Genomic DNA, 18,478 nt, shown 5'->3' on the forward strand with positions numbered 1-18,478 from the left:
AAATAACGCGTCAGCCGGGGGCACAGTCAGTCAATCTTGGGGGGAATTGTGGTGAAAGCATCCGACTTGTTTGTTCGTGCGCTGGAGGCAGAAGGTGTGGAATTTGTATTCGGCATTCCCGGGGAAGAAAACCTCGATCTGCTGGAATCCCTGCGCGGCTCCAAAATCAAGTTGATCATCGGGCGTCACGAGCAGGCGGCGGGCTTTATGGCGGCCACCTATGGTCGACTCACCGGCAATGCCGGAGTCTGTCTCTCCACCCTCGGGCCAGGCGCCACCAACCTGGTTACCGCAGCCGCCTACGCCCAGCTTGGCGCCATGCCCATGGTAATGGTCACTGGCCAGAAGCCCATTAAAAGCTCCAAGCAAGGCCAGTTTCAGATTATCGACATCGTCGACATGATGCAGCCGCTCACCAAGTTCACCAAGGTGATCGTCAGTGGCGACAATGTGCCGGCGCACGTGCGCGAAGCCTTCCGGCACGCGGAGGAAGAGCGCCCCGGCGCCACACACCTGGAATTACCGGAAGACATTGCCCAGGAACACTCCACCATGCCGGTGCTGGAGCCCAGCTATACCCGCCGCCCCATCGCCGAGGAAAAAGCCGTGCGCCAGGCCGCCCAGGCCATCTCCGCCGCACGCAAACCGCTGCTGCTGATCGGTGCCGGTGCCAACCGCAAGCTCACCGCCAAAATGTTGCGCGAGCTGGTAGAAAAGCTTGGCATTCCCGTAGTGACCACACAGATGGGCAAGGGCGTGATTGACGAGGCCAGCAGCCACTTTATTGGCAATACCGCGCTCTCCGATGGCGACTTCGTGCATCGCGCCATCGACCAGGCGGACCTCATCATCAACGTCGGCCACGACGTGGTAGAGAAACCGCCATTCTTCATGCGCCCCGGCGGCCCCGCCGTGGTGCACATCAATTTCAGTTCTGCAGAGGTAGACCCGGTGTACTTCCCGCAGATTGAAGTGGTTGGGGATATTGCCAACAGCCTGTGGCAGTTAAAGGAGCGGCTGGAACCGCAAAGCCACTGGAGTTTTGCCGATGCCCACCGCATTCGCAATGCGCTGCAAAAACACATACAGGAAGGTGCGCAGGACGATAGCTTCCCGGTCAAACCGCAGCGGCTGGTGAAGGAGGTGCGCGAGGCGGTGCCCGCTGATGGCATCATCGCGCTGGATAACGGCATGTACAAAATCTGGTTCGCACGCAATTACCAGGCGCATGCCCCCAATACCGTACTGCTCGATAACGCCCTCGCCACCATGGGCGCCGGGCTGCCATCGGCCATGGCCGCCAAGCTGGTCTACCCGGAGCGGAGCGTGCTCGCCATCTGTGGCGACGGCGGGTTCATGATGAACTCGCAAGAGCTTGAAACCGCAGTGCGTCTCAAGCTCGACCTCGTCATCCTGTTGCTGCGGGACGATGGCTACGGCATGATCAAATGGAAGCAGGCGCAGATGGACTTCCACGACTTCGGCCTGGATTTCGGTAACCCGGATTTTGTCGCCTATGCGCAAGCCTACGGTGCCAGTGGTCACCGCATCGAAGCCACCGAAGAATTGCAGCCCACCATTGAGCGCTGTCGACAGGAGGGCGGTGTCCACCTGATCGACGTGCCGGTGGACTACCAGGACAACGACCGGATTCTCAACCGTGAGATTCGCGAGCTGTCGCGCAAGGTTTAATGAAAGGTCTGGTGAAAGGTTGAGTGCCAGGTGTCGTGCTTGGTCAGCGCTGGGCGGCGACCGTCACTTTGTCAGCCGGCTGTTCCCTTGCGGCAGACATACACGGAATTGGTGGAATCGCCACTCATAAACGGGTTGTAGAACGACACCACGTGGGATTCCACCGTGTCAAACACCGTCTTCAGCAGCGCCTCAAACTGCGGGTCCGGCAGGTTCTGTGACCACATGGCAAACACACCGCCGGGTTTTAACTGTTGCGCCATCAGTGCCAGGTTTTCGGTGGTGTAGAAGCTGGCGTTGGCGGCATTCAGGTATTCCGTGGGGGAGTGGTCGATATCCAGCAAAATGGCATCCAGCTTTTTACCCGGGTGGTCCGGGTCAAAGCCCGTGGCCGGTGCCGTCGCCAGATCAAAAAAACTGCCGTGCACATAACGGTTTCTGGGGTCGGCGTTCAGCGTCTTGCCCAGTGGCACCAGCTCCGCCTTGTGCCAGCCAATTACCGTTTCCAGCGCGTCCACCACCAGCAATTCCGCCACGCGCGGATCCTGCAGCGCGGCCACGGCGGTATAACCCAGCCCCAGGCCGCCCACCACCACCTGCAGTCCGTCGCCCTTGCACTGCGCCAAACCGAGGGTGGCCAGCGCTTCCTCTGCGGCCACGAACATGCTCGACATCAAAAACTCATCGCCCAGCTTTACCTCGTAGATATCCCGATCCCCCAGCGCGGGTATGCGCCTTCTGCGCAGGGAAATCTCTCCCAGGGGGGAAGGCTGGCTATCGATCTCTTCAAATAACAGGGACATGGCGGGCTCGTCTGGGTGGGTGGAAAGCGGTCGGGTTCAGAGGGCGTAGCGGCCGATATAGTGGGCAATATCCATCAGCCGCGCCTTGCCGCTGAATTCAAAACGCACCTTGCCCAGTGCGGAAAAATACAGCTCCAGCTCACTGTCGATATCGAACGTGCCCGAGGTCTCCACAGAGTAGGCGACGATGTTCTTGTAGGGCAGGGAAGTGAAATCCTTCTTGCTGCCGGTGATGCCCTGCACGTTGACCGCGATAATGCGCTTGCTGGTAAACACCACCCCGTCGCGCATGGACTTGAAGGAGTCCAGTATCTCTTCACCGTCGAGCAGCAGCGGTGCGACTTTTTCGGCAAAGCTCGGATTCTGCTTGAGCTTGAACAGGCTCTTGTTTTCGAAGTCGATCATTTCTTAATGCTTCCCCAGGGAGTCGTTTGGTCGGGCTTGGACGTCTTGTCCGGCTTCGCCGCTGGACGGTCTTGTTTTACAGGCCTAGACGTTTTACCACTTTTCGGGCGGAAGTTTAAATTCGAGGCGGGCAGGTCTTTCACCACCGGGAATGCTTCCACGGTCACCCGCTCGATGATTTTGCCCAGCCGCCGCTCCACCGCACACAAGCGCTTGAAATCGTCCTTGGAAACCAGCGATACCGCCTCACCGGAGGAGCCGGCGCGGCCGGTGCGGCCGATGCGATGGATATACTCGTCGGCATCGTCAGGCATATCGTAATTCACCACCCGCGCCAGCTCGTCGATATCAATACCGCGCGCGGCCACACCAGTCGCGACCAGAATCGGGATGGCACCGGATTTGAAATCCGCCAGTATCTTGGAGCGCGACGCCTGGCTCTTGCCGCCGTGAATGGACTCCGCCCGGATACCGCGTTTTTCCAGCTGGCTCACCAGCTTTGCCGCGCCGTGCTGGGTGCGGATAAAGATCAGCGCCTGGGTCCAGTGGCGCTCCTGCACCAGATGGCTGAGCAGTGCCGACTTGTTGTGCTTGTCCACCGCAATCAGCCACTGGGAAATCTTGGGCGCGGTTTTCTGGTGGCTGTCGATGGCGACTTCCAGCGGGTTGTCGACCACAGACTCCGCCAGCGACTTCACCTGTTTCGACAGGGTTGCCGAGAACAGCAGGCTCTGACGCTGTTGCGGCAGGCGCGCAATGATCTTGTCGAGGTCGTCGATAAACCCCATGTCCAGCATGCGGTCGGCTTCGTCCAGTACCAGGATTTCCAGCTCATCGAAATACAGCGCACGCTGGTGTGCCAGGTCCAGTAGGCGGCCGGGGGTAGCCACCACAATATCCACACCGTCGATCAGCTGCTGCTTTTGCGGCGCCAGGTCCACACCGCCCACCATTGCCATGGACGCCACTGACAGGTACTTGCCGTATTGCTCGATATTGTCCTGCACCTGCAAGGCCAGTTCTCGGGTGGGCACCAGAATCAGCGCACGCAGGCGCTTTGCCCGGCGTTTGCGCGGGCCGGCGAGGGCGTCCAGCATCGGCAACACAAACGCGGCGGTCTTGCCGGTGCCTGTCTGCGCCGTCGCAATCACATCCCGGCCGGCGCGGATGGCGGGCACCGCCTTGCGCTGGATCTCGGTGGGGGTGGTATAGCCTTTGTCTTCAAGGGCCTGCAGGATCGGGTCGCTCAATCCCAGGGTGTCGAATGTCATCTGCTGTCTCTGTGGGGGGGGTGGGCCGGGCAGTGGTTGGCGGCGGGTTAACGGGCGGCATGGTAACAGTAAAGCCCACGGGCGGCGCAGTCATTGCCGGGCGGCGTAGAACCGATAAGTCTAGTTAACGGGAGTGCTGGCGGCGAACGCCCAAACTGGCGGGGGTAGGGTTTTGAAGAAGGAGATTCCTGCTTCGGGTTGGCGCGGCCTGCCCCAAATCACCTGTCATCCCGTGATTTGGGGCGGGGCACGAACAGGCGGCTGGCCGCCTGGGAGCAATCGTTAGATATCGTAGGTAATACCGAAGGAGGATCGGTCGCCGAGCAGATCGTCTTGGTCGGACTTGATGTACTGGGTGCGGATACTGAATTTCTCGTTCATTTTGAACGTCAGCGTCGCACCGTAAGACAGGAAATCTTCCTCGAAGGCAATCGGCTCGCCTGCCGCATCGGTGGCGCCGGGGAACAGCGTGCTGCCGTCTTCAATATTTTGCGACAGGTAGGAAGCGTTAAGCTTCAGCGCCACTTCGCCGATAAAACCCTGCAGGGATGGATCCTGAATCTTAAACAGCCAGGTATTGGCCAGTTCGACATATGACCCCCAGTAGTGCTCGATTTCCAACTCTTCCTGTTCGTTCAACTGGCGCAGACCGAGATACCGCATACCGGCGGTGAGGCTCACCGCACAGTTACCGTCGCTGGGGTCGTTAAACTTGCAGAAGTTGCCGATGCGATAGCGCCCGGCATATTTGAGATTGAAGTTGAAGCGGCCCTGTTCAGGGTTGATAAGCTTGATCGCATTGACGTCTTCGCTATCGACGCTGTCCGAGACCTCAGACATATAAATGGTCAACGGCAGGGCAAGGTTCTCACCGAGAATCAGGTTGCCGCGGTAGGGCGTAATCTTGATTTGCTGCTCACCGCCGGAGCCGGGCAGGATGGTGAAGTCTTTAAACCACCCCTCGGTCGCTGTGGTATAGAGGATCCCACCGCAGAATACGCTGGTGGAAAGGGAGCACTCTTCCTGTCGGTCAGCTTCATCGGCTTCTTCACCATCAGTCAGGTACAGGCTTTTTTGCAGCAAATGGTAATCCACCATGGTGCGGCCGGTACTGCTTTTGCCGTTCACGAAAGCCATGTTGGAGGAGTTTTCAAGCAGCTCGGAACCCAATGCGCTGGTCGAAAAGAAAAGAAGGGCCCACAAATATTTCACGATATGTCCTTATCTATATTGTGTGAATTGCGTCACATTGATTTTGCGGGCTGATTCTATAGTTTGGCTCGAAAAATAACAGGTAAGTAAATGGCCACTACACGTGAATAAAGTGGATAACGGAACTATTTATCTTCGTTTGGGTGGTGCGGCGGCGCAATTTACTTAAGCTCGTAGATTGCCGTCACCCGTTGGCCCACCTTGATGAATTCTGGCACCGCCATAATCAGGTTCATACCGTACGCAGCGGAGGATTTTGCGAGGCCGTATACTTCTGGGTTGTACTGCAGGGAAAAGATGGCGTAGGCCTCACCAAAGTTACTCTCCGTGGTAATACCGTAGACACTTTTTACCTTTCTGGACTGGGCCTGAGCGAGAGCATCGGCCTTTGCGCGTGCTTTTGCGCTCAGTTCCCTGATCATCTGGGCCTGGTGCTCCTCCTCATTATCGGTCTCAAAGAGCGCATCGATGTCCTGAACACCATCCAGCCTGACCAGCGTATTCATAATGCCCGGATAGTGTTCGAGGTCGGTTATCTTCAGGTTGAACCCCTGCTGAACTTCATAACCCAGGATCTCCAGGTTGTAGGCCCCGTCCTTTCTCGCCCGCTTGGTGTTCTTGTCGATCTGCGTGGATTCCAGTTGCGTGGCGAGCACGCCATACTTGCCCAGTGCCTCCAGCATTTGTGCCGCGCTCTGTGTAAGCTGCTGCATGGCCTCATTGGCGGATTCGTCATAGGCCAGGATACTGAAGCGCACCGTCGCAAAATCGGGCTTTACCTGTTTCTCCAGTGTTTCAGTGACGATCACAAACGGAAAGTCCGGGACAGGATTCGTGGACGCGACGAGAGGAAGGAAAAGGGATATAGCGAAGAGCAATGCTTTCATGCGAGTTCCTCGTAGAGCGTGCTGCGGGGTCAGCCGCAAGCGCGCAATAGCGTATTGCAGAAAATGCGAGAAACTAGAGGGTTTGACTACAACACTCTAGTAGGCGCAGGTGAACCCTTGAGAGTCTTCCAAAAATGCCCCAACTGGCGTCGGGGCATGTATCAATCAACTCGATGCGACCTGATCATTTGCCGAAGCTTTTTTCTCCGGGTTGACCACTACCGTTCTGGCCATCTTGTCATGCCAGCCCTGCTTGCGCTCGTCCCAGGCTACCCACAGCAGCCCGAGCCCCAGAGGAATGGTGGAGATGAAGTAGCCGAGATAACGGATGATGTATTGCTTCAGGCTGGGCTTATCGCCGGTGGTGGCGTCGACAATTTTGGCTTCGAGAAGCATCTTGCCGGGGGTTGCCTGTTTGTACACCCAGAAGGCAATGATCGCGATACACGGGAACACCCAATTGATCAGCACATCGGCGGTGCCAAGGAAGAGCGCGTCGCTCTCTATGTAGGCCCAGCCGTAAATTACCAGCAGAAGCGGCAGGGTGATGACCATGAACATCAGGGTATCAATGATCGAGGCACCCACGCGCGGCCAGAAGCCGGTGTATTCGAGTGGAATGTCTGGAGGGGGAGGGCCAGCGGTGCGCATAACATTTCCGTGTTGGCGGTGATGGGCTCCAAACAAGAAATGGGATGCGCATCAAATATTATTGTTGGCACCTTTTATAACACGTTGTTTTTGTGCTGGCGAGGCCGTGTAAGCGCGTGTAATTTTCGCAGTTTGCACTTACAAACCCTGTAGAGCATGGAAATGGTGCCCCTATTCGCTACGTGGAAATCCGGCCGAAAATTTTCCGTCGCATATTCTGGTTCGACGTATTTGGCCGGCATGAGAATAAAGTGGATAAGCGAACGATCCAGCCTAAATGACTGGCTGGCCCGAATTGCGGATATTGGCCCGTCGGGCTGTGCGAGCGGCGGGCACTGATTAGCGCCATGACCGGCTCATGGGAGCGTGGGCATCGGGCTTGCCTACGATGATTGCTGTTGCTTGCGCTGTTTGGCGAGTACCGCAACGAGCTCCTCGTATTTTGGCGCGCCGCCCAGTTGCGGTGCGATGAACGAAAGCAGAGCCAGTCCAAACGCACTGAATGCTAACTCTTCAGGGTTCAAATAGCCGAGGAAAAACAGCGCGATCAGTACCAGCGCAATGACGATCGCCATCAATCTGAACATAACAGCCTGCTTAACACGCGCTTCCGCCCTTTTTATTAACTTCAGTTCTCGCTCGGTGAACATCATCGTTTCCTCAGCAGCCAAAAAAATAACGTAAATAATACTGGAACTTCACACGTCCGCTTCGCTAGCCCTGCGCGGAAAAGGATGCATCATAGGTAACAATTCCTTTGGGCAAAGGGCCGCGTAATAACAGCGCCTGGAAATATTCCGGTGGCACCTCGGGGAGAATCAGCGCCTCACTTGGCTCGAAACCAAAGCGCTGATAATAGTTAGGATCGCCGAGCAAAACGCAGCCTCCGGCATCGTTGCTTTTCAGTTCCCGAATCGCCGCCTGCATAAGCGCTGTGCCAATGCCGCGACCCTGATAGTTGGGGTGGACAGAGATGGGGCCGAGCCCGTACCAGCCGCTGGTGCCGTCCGAGATACTAACGGGCGAGAGCGCTACATGACCCAGGATATTGCCTTCCTCTTCAGCGACCAGAGAAATCGCCAGTGCACCGGACTTCCGCAGTGCCTCAACGATAAACTGCTCCGTGTGGTCGGTGTGAGGTGCGTTACGGAAAGCCGCGACGGTCACCTCATGGATGGCTTGGGCATCGCCGGGCTGCTCTTTGCGGATGCTAATACTCAATTGGGCCTCTCCGTGCGGGTTAGCATTTTTACGGTCAGGTGATGGCCCATGCCACGAGTGACAGCGCCAGCCCCGCCAACAGGCAAATCAGCCCCTTGATCATCAGTGACTTCGCGTAGGAGGCTTCTTTGTAAATCAGCGCGTACGGAAGCCCGGTAATCGGCCCCAGAACGATCGACGACAGCCCCCAAACCCAGCGGCTATTCCCCAGCGCCGTCAGCGCAGCCATCAGGCCACCGAACCAGAACAAAGTAACGCCGATTACCAGAATGATAAATATGGGTATGGTCAGCCACTGGTTGGCTAAAAACACCTCAAGGATTTTATGTTCCATAATATTTCCTGCTGAATATTTTGGCGCGATTGTAGCAGGGCCGGAAGCAATATAGCGCAGCCCGAGTCGGGTCAGGATTTGACGCTTGGCCCTCCCGCCATCGCCGCCTTGATACGCTGGCGCAGCCAGGCCCGCAACGGATCGTCCTGGGTGCGCTGGTGCCAGATCTGCAGTATGTCCACGTCCGGTAATTTCACCGGGCAGGGATAGGTCACCAGGTCGGGCAGGCTGCGGCAGGCCTGTTCCGCCACCGAGTTCAGGCAGGTGATCAGCAGGTCGCTGGCCTCGATGGTGGTGGCAGGGGACAGGAAGCTCGACAGCCCCGCCACGATGCGCCGCTGGTGTCCGAGCTTGTTCAGTTTCTTGTCCACAATACCGTCCAGGTCACCGGTCAGGGTAGTGACCAGGTGCCCACAGGCCAGGAACGCCTTGAGGTCCAGTTTCCCTTCTATATGCCGGTTGTTGTCGCTTGCCAGTACACAGAATCCTTCCTTGCGCACCTTTTGCTGGTAGAAGGAGGCGGGTAATTGCTCGAAGAAGCCCGCGATGGCGATATCGCAGGCACCGGTTTCCAGCTCGGAGCGCGGCAGGCGGCCGCGGGTGTTGTGAAACACCAGCTGCAGCCGGGGTGCCTGCTCACTGATCTCCGGCAGCAGCCTGGGGACCAGTAACTGCTCGATGAAGTCGGTACTAAAAATATGCACGCGGTCTTCCCGCTGCAGGAAGCTCTCTTCGTCGCAGTAGTCGTAAAAGGATTCCAGTGAGCGCACCAGCGCCTGGATCTGCGGTGCCAGCTGGTGTGCCCGCGGCGTCGGTGTCAGTCCGCGCGGGGCGCGGGCAAACAGGGTGTCGTCGAACTCACTGCGCAGCTTGGCCAGTTTATGGCTCAGCGCTGGCTGGCTCAGGTTCATACGCTCCGCGGCCACCGAGGCGTTGCGCTCTTCGTACAGCACCTGGAACAGCTTGAGCAGGTTCAGGTCCTTGTTTCTGATATTCATATTTTGAAAGGCTGTAATTCAATTAATCGAATTATCTTATATCAGGATTCACCATAGCATGGCTCCAAATTCGGTAGCGGCTCGCACTAGCGGGGCAGGCTACCCCTCAAGCTAGTCTACGGAGAATTCAAATGTCCCTAATTCGATTCGGAGTCATCGGCAGCGGCATGATTGCCGCTGTTGTTGCGAAAGCGATCCAGCAATCAGCCAATGCCAGCCTGGTCGCGGTGGCGAGCCGTCGCCGTGAAAAGGCGCAGGAATTTGCCGCGGAGCACAGTGTGCCAATGGTATTCGACGATTGGCGGCAGCTGATTCAGGAAGACAGCGTCGATGCGGTTTACATCGCGACCCCTACCGCCGGCCGCGAGGAGATTTGCCTTGCCGCGTTGGAAGCGGGCAAACACCTGATCAGCGAAAAGCCATTCATCAGTAGCGATTCGGTCAAGCGCATTGCCGCACTCGCCTCCGCGAAAGGGCTTGCATTTATGGATGCTACCCACTTTACCCACCATCCGCGGACGCAGGCGGTCGTAGAGCACCAGCAGGCTGAGCTTGGCAACGTCAACCGTATCCGCACTTCGTTCTTCTTCCCGTTTATGGATCGCAGCAACATTCGCTTTGACCCGGCCAAAGAGCCCACCGGCGCCGTGGGGGACATGGCCTGGTACAGCATGCGCGCCATCGTGGAATACATGCGCCCTGAATCCCCGGTGAAGAGCATGTGCGGCGCGTTACGTCGCGATGCAGAAAGCGGCGCCATTGTGGGTGGTGCTGGCTTGGTAGAATTTGCCAGCGGCCAGACGTCCAGTTTTGACTTCGGCTATGACGCCGGTGTGTGCCTGATGGACCTGGATATCATCGGTGAAACGGGGATGATCCAGCTGGACGACTTTGTGCTCGATTGGAAAGACGGATTTGCCTTCAGCAACCCGAAGCATGTGACGGGCTTTAATCTCAGGCAGGAAATGGCAACCCCGACGGAGTACCGGCGCGTACCGACCGAAACTGCGCAACCGCAGGTAGTTCACATGGTTGAGAATTTCGCCGCACAGGTTCTGCAGAATGACAGAGAGCGCAATCAAGCGGTTGCCCAGCGTGCAATAAAGACACAGGAGTTGCTCGACCAGTTTTGTGTTGCCACTGGCTTGCAGGACAACTGAATCACCTTCAATCCACAAGGAGTAAACGTATGAAAAAGCTCGTTTCGTTATTTATCGCACTCTGCCTGGCGACCACCGCCAGTCTCGCTCTGGCCGCGCCGCGGGTATTGATCGTGGCCACCAGCCACGAGCAGATGGGGGATACCGACGAGAAAACCGGCCTGTGGCTGTCGGAACTGACCCACCCCTACCACGAGCTGAAAAAGGCGGGCTTCGAGGTGGAAATCGCCAGCATCAAGGGCGGTGCGGTACCGGTGGACGCGCGCAGCCTGGCGGATGACGACGCGGTGAACTTTGAATTCCTCGCCAGCCCGCAAACCCGCAGCCTGCTGGACAACACCCGCAAGCTCGCGGACGTCAGCCCCAAGCGCTACCAGGCTATCCTGTTCGCCGGCGGCCACGGCACCGTGTGGGACTTCCCCAAGAGCCCCGCGGTGAACAGCGTTGCCTCCGCCATTTATGCTGACGGCGGTTATGTGGCGGCACTGTGCCACGGCCCGGCCGCGCTGCTGAACGTCACCGGCCCAGATGGCAAGCCGATTATTGCCGGCAAGAAAGTCGCGGGCTTCAGCAATGTGGAAGAAAAAGCGGTAGGCCTGGCAGACGTAGTGCCCTACCTGCTGCAGGACGAACTGACAGCCCTCGGCGCCAACTACCAGGAAGGCAAAGCGTGGGAAAGCTTCGTGGTACAGGACGGCCGCATCATCACCGGCCAGAATCCGCAGTCTGCGGCGGAGCTGGGTCAGGTGCTGGCCAAGGCCCTGAAGAAGTAAACGCTAGCCCGTAAACGCAAAAAGCCCGGTGACTGCCTGTGTTGAAACTTGCACAGGCGGTCACCGGGCTTTTCTGTATAGGCGAGAAGTAATACCCTACAGAGGCACGGTACAGCTAAATCTTGATATGTGGGGAGTTATTGTCAGACCCCGTATCGGGCAAGGTTTGTGTCAGCTTGTCGGCAATTTCAAACCGCGGCGCTTCCGCCGCATTGGTCAGCAATACCAAGCCGTTGCGCTCCTGTGGATAACTGATCAGCAGCGACTTGCATCCGCGCACACTGCCCGGGTGACGCGCGATAAACCGGCCGTCTTTCTCATACACCTGCCACGCCAGCGCGACCTGGATATCACGCCCAGGGCGTTTTCTCACGTGGTTCCAGCATCATATCCAGTGTTGCAAATTTTCGTTTCGAGCACGAAGGTGCCGAAGGGGACACGAAGATGAGATCCATCTGCGTGATCCCATTTGGAGTCTGCAAGGTTACGTTGTGAGCTCGCTGGTACACGCTTGAGGGTAACCGTAGCCTGCCAACGAAGGTAAACAGTGGCTCGCCCCAAAGTCCCTTGAGCCAAGACGACTTTATAGAGGGGCCTATCAGGCTGACGGGGATATGCCTGCAATCTACTGAAAGTTCTTCGTTTATAAGTGCAACGAAATTCATGGGATTTATAGTGTTAAGTCAATACTTGTCCTTGAAACCAAGCAATCGTCACCAGCAGTATGGATTCGATAGATAGCGAATCCTTCCGGACTGTGCGATCGTGAGAAGGCATGTCGACACATGCCAAAGAAATTACGTCGCATCCACTGCAACTTTACCAAATGACTCTAGTCTTAAATATTTCGAAGGGAATTGTTTCTTAGGCATTTTCTTTTTTAACAATTCATGAAAATTTTCATCGTGTGTAGTTACGATAATTTGCTTATCAAATCTGACTGTGAGAGCCCTAAATAAGTCAATGAGGCTAAGGGTGTTAATAGAATCAATAGATTGAACTGGGTCATCGATGAAAATACAGTCTACTGGGTTTCCATCATCATCTTTAAGGTTTAACGCCCTTGCTAAGAAGATGCTAAGCGCCAAAACATTTACTTGTGCTGAACTAAAGCTCAAAACTGGTGACGCGCTAGCGTTACCATCGATAGTTTCAGCCTTGATTAGTAGTTTTGGTTTATCGTCAGACTTACATTCAAAGCGAATATTTTTAAATTCAGGGTGTGGGTCAATAGCTCGGTAAATTTTGTTTATGAGGTCGGTTTTAAAGAATAGGTCAACTTTATTTTCTATGTGTCTCCCTAGATTTTCGATGTCTGTATCAATTTCAGATATTATGCTCTTGGTTGCCTCAATTTTTCTTTCCAATATTGTTTTTTTCTTTTCTAAGCTTTTAATTCCTTCGTTTCCCGATATTTCTTTTGTAAGTCTTTCGATAGTTTCTAGATTGGATTTTTCCGAATCAAATCTTTTTAATTCCTCGTTATGTTTTGATATCTCTTCATTCAGGCAATTTCTGATAAATTCCTTCTCTGGAAGGTGTTCATTTTTGATTCCTAGGCTGAGTAATATGGTTCTAAATTCAGCAAGATTCTCATTTAATTTATTTTGAGATAGTAGGGCATGTTCAATCCTATTTTTAAGTTCAGAGCTTGAAAGGCCTGAAAGAATAGGTGGGATTTTTTCGGACTCCAACGTTATTTTAATTTTAGTTGCGATGGAATTTTCTTTTTCAATTCTAATATCCTCCAAAAGTTTTCTCTTTTGGGGTAAGAGCAAGTTGTTGAAATCTTCGCCGCTTCTACAGCGCCATTTATTTTTGGCTATGAACCTTTCAAGATCCGAATATTTGGAAAGAGTGTTTTCTTGTTTCTCGAGATCAAGTTTGATGTTGAGAATTTTATCTTCCAGTTGCCTTGCGGACATTGACTCTGTTGTAATCTTGTTTTCTATTTCAGACTTGAATTTTGAAATATCATGTATATCTTTGGTGAGCTTTTCCGATAAGGCTTTTTGATTTTTTTCAAAATCGGTTCTTGTTTGGTGTGACACCTCGTTCTTAATAGTTTCCAATCGCTCAATCGACTCTTTGTTTTCGATTGCTAATTTATATTCTTCCTTTTGATAAGTTTCTTGTTGTCTTCTAATGAAAATTATTTTGTTTTGGTAGTTTTGAATGATTTTTTCAATATTCTCATTGAAGGCAATCTGGTTCTTTTCGGAGCTTTTAGTAAGTAAGTTGATCCTTGCTTCACAGGCGGAGATTTCTTTAAGCAATTCTTTTTCTTTTGAGCTCAAAAGTGGATTGGATGCCAGTTGGCTCTCTAATTTTGAGTGGCTACCATATGAGTACTGACAAACTGGGCAATCGGATAGTTGTGTTTTTATGACTATATCATGAGCTTTCTTTATCAGAGTTTTTAGCTGATCGGAATACTCTCTAGTGCTAGATAAGTCACTATTAAGCTTTCTTAATCGCGCAACTTCAGTTTGTGATTTTGATGTGTCTTCAATGTATTTCGCCTGTATATTCCGGAGTGAATTTACTGTCTCTCTTTCCAAAAAAAGTGTGTCTTCAGGCTGTAGTTGTTCTGTTATTTTAAAATTATCTATTTTTTCTTTTTCGGATATTAGTTTTTCCGATTTTTTTCTTAGATTAAAAATATTTTGCGCAATGGAACCCTTTTCCATGTTCGAACGTTTTATTTTTTCCTCTAAAGCAGTGATTTCATTGAAAATTTCATTTGCTCTACTTTTTTTATTTTCGGTATCACGTAATTTATCTACTTTTTCCTGTTTTTCATGTTCAACTTTTTCATCCTTGACTTTAAGCTTTTTAATTGTGTGTGAGTTTTCAGATATAAGTCTTAGTGTTTTTTCATGATCGGATTTTAGGTCCAAATATTTTTTGTTTTCCAAGTGGTAGGCATTTGCCATCCTTGCATATTCGTCAATATCGGCTAAGCGTCTTTCTAAAATTTCTAACGCTTCAATGTGGTTTTTTTTAATTTTTGAGAGTCGTTCCGACTCATTATAAGAGTTTAAAGCAGCTTTGAGTGATTCAATATTTTCCCTAATCTTATTTAGTTCATGAAAATATTCTATGTGGCTGTCTAACTTTGACAAATGAAGAGATAAAGAAGCTTTTCGCTTGGAGGATGAGTGTATCCTTTGATTTAGTAAACTATCGGCGACAATAATTTTTTGATGCATATGTTCTATGTCATCGTGAGAAAACCCTTTATCTATGTCTATCTCAGACAAAACATGTGTACTTAGGGAGGAATTTAAAGTAGAGATATAATTGTTTATAGTTGACACACCCTTTTTTTCGTTTAGGAGTTTGTCAATTTTTTCTTGTGCCTCTATCTGCGCTTTACATAGCTCATCTGCCTTTTTTTTAATGTCACTTTTGAATGAGAGGAGGGCAGCACGCTTATTACTGACTTCGAGTAGCTCCTCATCACTCTGGGCTAGCTTCGAAAAGCGACTTGAAGGATTGGATTCTCTTAAAAAGCTATCAATTGCCTCTTGATATAGCATTGCGCCCTCAAAAAAGGCTGTTTCCTTCCTTGCTTCTTTTTTTACATTGTAATCGGCTCGGCCTGAGCGAGCTGCCTTATATATGCTTTCAAAAGGTTCTTTACGATTGTCGACTTCAACTGTGACTCTTGTATCTAGACTATCGTCAGCGAACTTATTTCTAATGAGATATTGGCGCTCTCCTTCAATATTATGCTGTCTAACTTCATCTACATTCGAACTTTCGATTTGTTTCATTCGTGAGTAACGATGAATTTTTTCTGTAATTGCATAGTCGACAGCATCACAAAAAGAAGTTTTCCCAAATCCATTTGGTGCATATATCGAAACGAATCTAGCTACTTTATTGGCATCAATAGAGAAATCAAAAGTACCATCTTTGGCATCTAGGTATGATTTAAATGCCTGAATTTCAATGCGCTTAATTTTCATCGTTTTTTCTGTCCGCTATTTTGGATTCTAGCCAGCTGTTTTTTATTTCTTTATTTCGCTCTCCCGCTAGTCCCTTCTTCAAGATATCAAGACTTATTGAGCTTATATTTTTTTCGGGTTCGCTCGCTGGAGCGGCACCTTTGCCCAAATCTACGTCATGAAGAAGTAGTTTTTTATTCAAAAGCGATATAAGTTCTGCATCTCTACTATCCTCAGCGTAACGTTCAGAGATTTGAATGAATAGCTTTCGCATCGAAAACTTATCATTCTCAATTTCATACTGAACTTCTTTTTCGAGTTCTTGATGGCTAAGGAAAACTAGATATGTATTCCAAGCTTCAAATTCACTAAGGTTATTCACCATGTAATCGTTAACAGCAAAGTCCATCACATCACGCCAAGATTCTTTTATGAACTGAGCGTCAGTGTTCAGGCAGCAAATGCAGGTGGCCTTCGCATCGGGGTAAAACTCAACCTCATATGCAGAAAAATCGGTATCCAAATCTTGCTCTGAAAGAAAATCTATTCTTTTTCTTTTGAAGCTGATTTGATGCTTATTCATCTCTGAGAACTCCGCCATATCCACATTCAATCAATTGGTCTAATGCATCTGGTTGCTCTACCAGATTAATATCCGCTATTTCATGTTCTTTATCAGCTAGACAATCTTCGTTTAACTTTGGCCAATGAATTAACGGATTTGGTAATTTTTTATTGTTGCGAACAGTGTCAATTTGGTGCCTATCTAACCCTATGGAAATATCTCTAGGTATCTCTTTTAGCCTTTCATCCAGAATGGGTGACGGTGGTTTATCGCCATTTGCGAATATCAAAACCTTAGCGTTGGTTGGCATCGAGGAAAAGTCGGTGAAGGCAATGTACTCTCGATATAGCCGCCTAAAATTTGTTTGCTTATGAGTGTAGATAACGCGAAAACGCTGAAAAATACTCGTCAGAAAAATAGCTTCCCAATTTTCCTGTTGCCTGTCGGGCTGGTTAAGGGATAAGTAAACCGAAAGGAATTCTAGAAACCAGATCCACATTTGAGGCTGGTATAAATCCTCTTCAAGCTGTTGATGAGAAAGTAGGCTCTCCTTGAATCTGTCTATTATTTCTTCAGGCGTGATAATTTGCGAGTTGTTTATATTATGCTGCGACAGTAAATCCTTCAGGTGCCGTTTAACTATATCTAAGCTCGTATCCATGGATAGGGCTAGATCGCTAAATAAGGATGATTCACTATGACTAAAGCTCGATAAATACGGAGGTTTTAGCTTTTCCAGGTCTTGGCTATCTATTAGCGCAATAAACTTTCTTATTGAATATCCACGAATATGGCCGTCATTAGACTCAGCTTCTGCCATTCGATTTTGAATGCCAAGTATTTGAACCTTTTGGATACTGTTGTTGAAATAAAAAATTCCGCTTCCGGAGTAGCCAGAAACATCCTCGTGTAGCGCTATCGAATCGTTCCTGAATTCAAGAACGTCGTTATTTCGAAAATCTAGGAGTGAAAGCCTATATGTTGATGGCTCATCTACCTCTCCAAGCCCAAGGCTTCTGTTGGAAGGATAGCCGTATATATAGACTCCCATTTCTATATTTAAATCTTCATAAAAATAGCCTAGCTCTAGGCCTGCTTGGAATTCAACTTTCAATATTGCAATATCATCGTCACTGTTAGCATCTAAGATGCGCTGTAATACGCGAATTCTTTGTCCTCGTCTATCGGTGACTTCTATGTCTTGAAGCTCGGGAAATTCTTCTTCGTTGACCACATGCTTCGCTGTCAGAACGTAACTAAATTCAAGAGTTTTCGGCTGAATCAGTACGCCGCTTCCCTGTGAAACCTTAACCACATGCTTTTTTGCTTTTTCAGAAAAATATTCATTCATAGTTCAATCGTGCTTTCAATCACTTCCAAAGAGAATCCAGAGTCAACAAGCTCTTTTTGCTCTTCAACTGTGAATATTTCCCGAATTATTTTTTCGTAGTTAAACCATATCGTTGCATTCGGAAACTGCTTGTGGATTCTTGCTAATGTTAATTTGTGTGGCAGACTGTGAGCGGATCCATCCGTAGATAGAATGAAGTTATCGGATTCGATTAGTTTTAAGAATTGCGGGCTGGTGTTGTGGCGACTTCCGTGGTGAGATAATTTCACGTAATCCACTTTCAATGGGTTACTTTCTGAGTAATTAGCTTCTTTTTCATCCTTGAGGTTTTTTATTGCGTTGACGATTGTTTCATCGTGAGCATCGCCAAGCATCAATAGCCGCTTACTTTCCAGTTCAACTAGGATTGCTATCGAGCTTCCATTGTGAATTGAGTTGTCTCCCTGAAATTTATCGTTAGCTAACAATTGTGTAAATGTATTTCCATAATCTGTATTTCGAGAAGCTGTGAATGAGCTCGGAATTTCCTTTTTCCACTTTATCAGCAAAGATTCAAGTTTTTCTATGGTTGGAGATAATATGTAAAATTTCGCTCCATATATTTTATAAAAATTTTCACTTTTTATAATTTTTCGATGCCAGATTCCAAGCTCCGTAATAATGCTTTCGAAGCTTACGCCCTGTCTAATGCTCGTGCTGCTTCTTGTGTGCGCGTCCGCACTGTTGAATTCAAATAATAACTCGTGAGAGGGCTCTGCTTCATTGGCGAAGTGCTCGCTAATCAGCAGGCCAGAGTTAAACCAAACTTTATCGCATAGCGCTCGTAGCAATTCATTATTTTTGAAAGCGCTAAGAACTCCGCCAATATGATCGTCATCTACATGGGTCAAGACTAACAGATCTATACGTTCTCCCTGCTCTTCAATCTTGGAAAGAGTTCGAAATAGATCTCCTTTAAGCGTGGCTCTCTTATATGTGGAGGACTTTCCTCCGTCGATTAGAATATTTTTTCTTTTGCCTTCAAATACCCATGAGATTAGGAAAGCATCTCCATTGTTGGCTTTTAGTACTTTTAACTTCATCTTTAATCGAAATGTTTTTGTTTGTTCAGATTAAATCGAGGTGCTATTTATATTTAGTCTGGATTGAATTAATTTTCGGTTTTCGCCGTAGGCGATCTGAGATTAGATTCTCGTGGTTAC

18 protein-coding genes are annotated in these 18,478 nt (G+C 50.3%); 3 read left to right on the forward strand and 15 right to left on the reverse strand.

Annotated elements, in window-relative coordinates:
• Window positions 1-51: 51 nt before the first annotated feature.
• Window positions 52-1,692 (forward strand): acetolactate synthase large subunit, encoded by a 1,641-nt coding sequence (locus AU182_RS04095; RefSeq protein ID WP_066962123.1) that lies wholly within the window; start codon window positions 52-54, stop codon window positions 1,690-1,692.
• A gap of 71 nt (window positions 1,693-1,763) precedes the next feature.
• Here the strand turns inward: AU182_RS04095 and AU182_RS04100 are convergent, their stop codons facing one another.
• The 10 genes from AU182_RS04100 to AU182_RS04145 form a co-directional block, all read right to left on the reverse strand.
• Window positions 1,764-2,495, reverse strand: a complete 732-nt coding sequence (locus AU182_RS04100; RefSeq protein WP_066960986.1) for a spermidine synthase — start codon at window positions 2,493-2,495, stop codon at window positions 1,764-1,766.
• 36 nt (window positions 2,496-2,531) lie between these two features.
• Window positions 2,532-2,900 carry a PH domain-containing protein gene (locus AU182_RS04105; protein ID WP_066960988.1) on the reverse strand — a complete coding sequence of 123 codons (369 nt, stop codon included), beginning with the start codon at window positions 2,898-2,900 and terminating at the stop codon, window positions 2,532-2,534.
• Window positions 2,897-4,171 carry a DEAD/DEAH box helicase gene (locus AU182_RS04110; protein WP_082859196.1) on the reverse strand — a complete coding sequence of 425 codons (1,275 nt, stop codon included), beginning with the start codon at window positions 4,169-4,171 and terminating at the stop codon, window positions 2,897-2,899. Before AU182_RS04110 ends, AU182_RS04105 begins: the two co-directional genes overlap by 4 nt.
• Before the next feature lie 282 nt (window positions 4,172-4,453).
• Entirely contained in the window at window positions 4,454-5,383 is a 930-nt protein-coding gene (locus AU182_RS04115; RefSeq protein WP_066960991.1) for a hypothetical protein, read from the reverse strand.
• Window positions 5,384-5,544: 161 nt separating this feature from the next.
• Window positions 5,545-6,270, reverse strand: coding sequence for an SIMPL domain-containing protein (locus AU182_RS04120; RefSeq protein WP_082859197.1), 726 nt, complete (start codon window positions 6,268-6,270; stop codon window positions 5,545-5,547).
• Window positions 6,271-6,435: 165 nt separating this feature from the next.
• Window positions 6,436-6,921, reverse strand: coding sequence for an RDD family protein (locus AU182_RS04125; RefSeq protein ID WP_066960998.1), 486 nt, complete (start codon window positions 6,919-6,921; stop codon window positions 6,436-6,438).
• A 383-nt stretch (window positions 6,922-7,304) separates the two neighbouring features.
• Complete coding sequence (locus AU182_RS04130; protein ID WP_066961001.1) at window positions 7,305-7,571, reverse strand: hypothetical protein; 267 nt, start codon at window positions 7,569-7,571, stop codon at window positions 7,305-7,307.
• A 64-nt stretch (window positions 7,572-7,635) separates the two neighbouring features.
• Complete coding sequence (locus AU182_RS04135; RefSeq protein ID WP_066961004.1) at window positions 7,636-8,142, reverse strand: GNAT family N-acetyltransferase; 507 nt, start codon at window positions 8,140-8,142, stop codon at window positions 7,636-7,638.
• Window positions 8,143-8,176: 34 nt separating this feature from the next.
• On the reverse strand, window positions 8,177-8,476 hold the full coding sequence (locus tag AU182_RS04140) for a hypothetical protein (RefSeq protein WP_227718114.1): 300 nt from the start codon (window positions 8,474-8,476) through the stop codon (window positions 8,177-8,179).
• Between the two features lie 71 nt (window positions 8,477-8,547).
• Window positions 8,548-9,474 (reverse strand): LysR family transcriptional regulator, encoded by a 927-nt coding sequence (locus AU182_RS04145; RefSeq protein WP_066961011.1) that lies wholly within the window; start codon window positions 9,472-9,474, stop codon window positions 8,548-8,550.
• Between the two features lie 131 nt (window positions 9,475-9,605).
• On the opposite strand from AU182_RS04145, the gene AU182_RS04150 reads away from it, so the two are divergent.
• Window positions 9,606-10,634: a Gfo/Idh/MocA family protein gene (locus AU182_RS04150; protein WP_066961014.1), complete on the forward strand. Its 1,029-nt coding sequence runs from the start codon at window positions 9,606-9,608 to the stop codon at window positions 10,632-10,634.
• 29 nt (window positions 10,635-10,663) lie between these two features.
• Window positions 10,664-11,407 carry a type 1 glutamine amidotransferase domain-containing protein gene (locus AU182_RS04155; RefSeq protein ID WP_082859198.1) on the forward strand — a complete coding sequence of 248 codons (744 nt, stop codon included), beginning with the start codon at window positions 10,664-10,666 and terminating at the stop codon, window positions 11,405-11,407.
• A 115-nt stretch (window positions 11,408-11,522) separates the two neighbouring features.
• Here AU182_RS04155 and AU182_RS04160 read toward each other — a convergent pair whose 3' ends face one another.
• The 5 genes from AU182_RS04160 to AU182_RS04180 all read right to left on the reverse strand — a co-directional run bounded on the left by AU182_RS04160 (window position 11,523) and on the right by AU182_RS04180 (window position 18,358).
• Window positions 11,523-11,780 carry a hypothetical protein gene (locus AU182_RS04160; protein ID WP_066961017.1) on the reverse strand — a complete coding sequence of 86 codons (258 nt, stop codon included), beginning with the start codon at window positions 11,778-11,780 and terminating at the stop codon, window positions 11,523-11,525.
• Between the two features lie 424 nt (window positions 11,781-12,204).
• Window positions 12,205-15,381, reverse strand: a complete 3,177-nt coding sequence (locus AU182_RS04165; RefSeq protein WP_066961020.1) for an AAA family ATPase — start codon at window positions 15,379-15,381, stop codon at window positions 12,205-12,207.
• Window positions 15,371-15,943 carry an ABC-three component system middle component 1 gene (locus tag AU182_RS04170; protein WP_066961023.1) on the reverse strand — a complete coding sequence of 191 codons (573 nt, stop codon included), beginning with the start codon at window positions 15,941-15,943 and terminating at the stop codon, window positions 15,371-15,373. Before AU182_RS04170 ends, AU182_RS04165 begins: the two co-directional genes overlap by 11 nt.
• A complete protein-coding gene (locus tag AU182_RS04175) occupies window positions 15,936-17,276 on the reverse strand; it encodes an ABC-three component system protein (protein ID WP_066961026.1) in 1,341 nt (446 codons plus the stop codon). Before AU182_RS04175 ends, AU182_RS04170 begins: the two co-directional genes overlap by 8 nt.
• Window positions 17,273-18,358, reverse strand: coding sequence for a ComEC/Rec2 family competence protein (locus AU182_RS04180; RefSeq protein ID WP_066961029.1), 1,086 nt, complete (start codon window positions 18,356-18,358; stop codon window positions 17,273-17,275). The genes AU182_RS04175 and AU182_RS04180 overlap by 4 nt, the downstream gene beginning before the upstream one ends.
• Between the last annotated feature and the right edge of the window lie 120 nt (window positions 18,359-18,478).

The organism is Microbulbifer sp. Q7, from assembly GCF_001639145.1.
In the GTDB taxonomy this organism is placed as follows: Bacteria; Pseudomonadota; Gammaproteobacteria; order Pseudomonadales; family Cellvibrionaceae; genus Microbulbifer.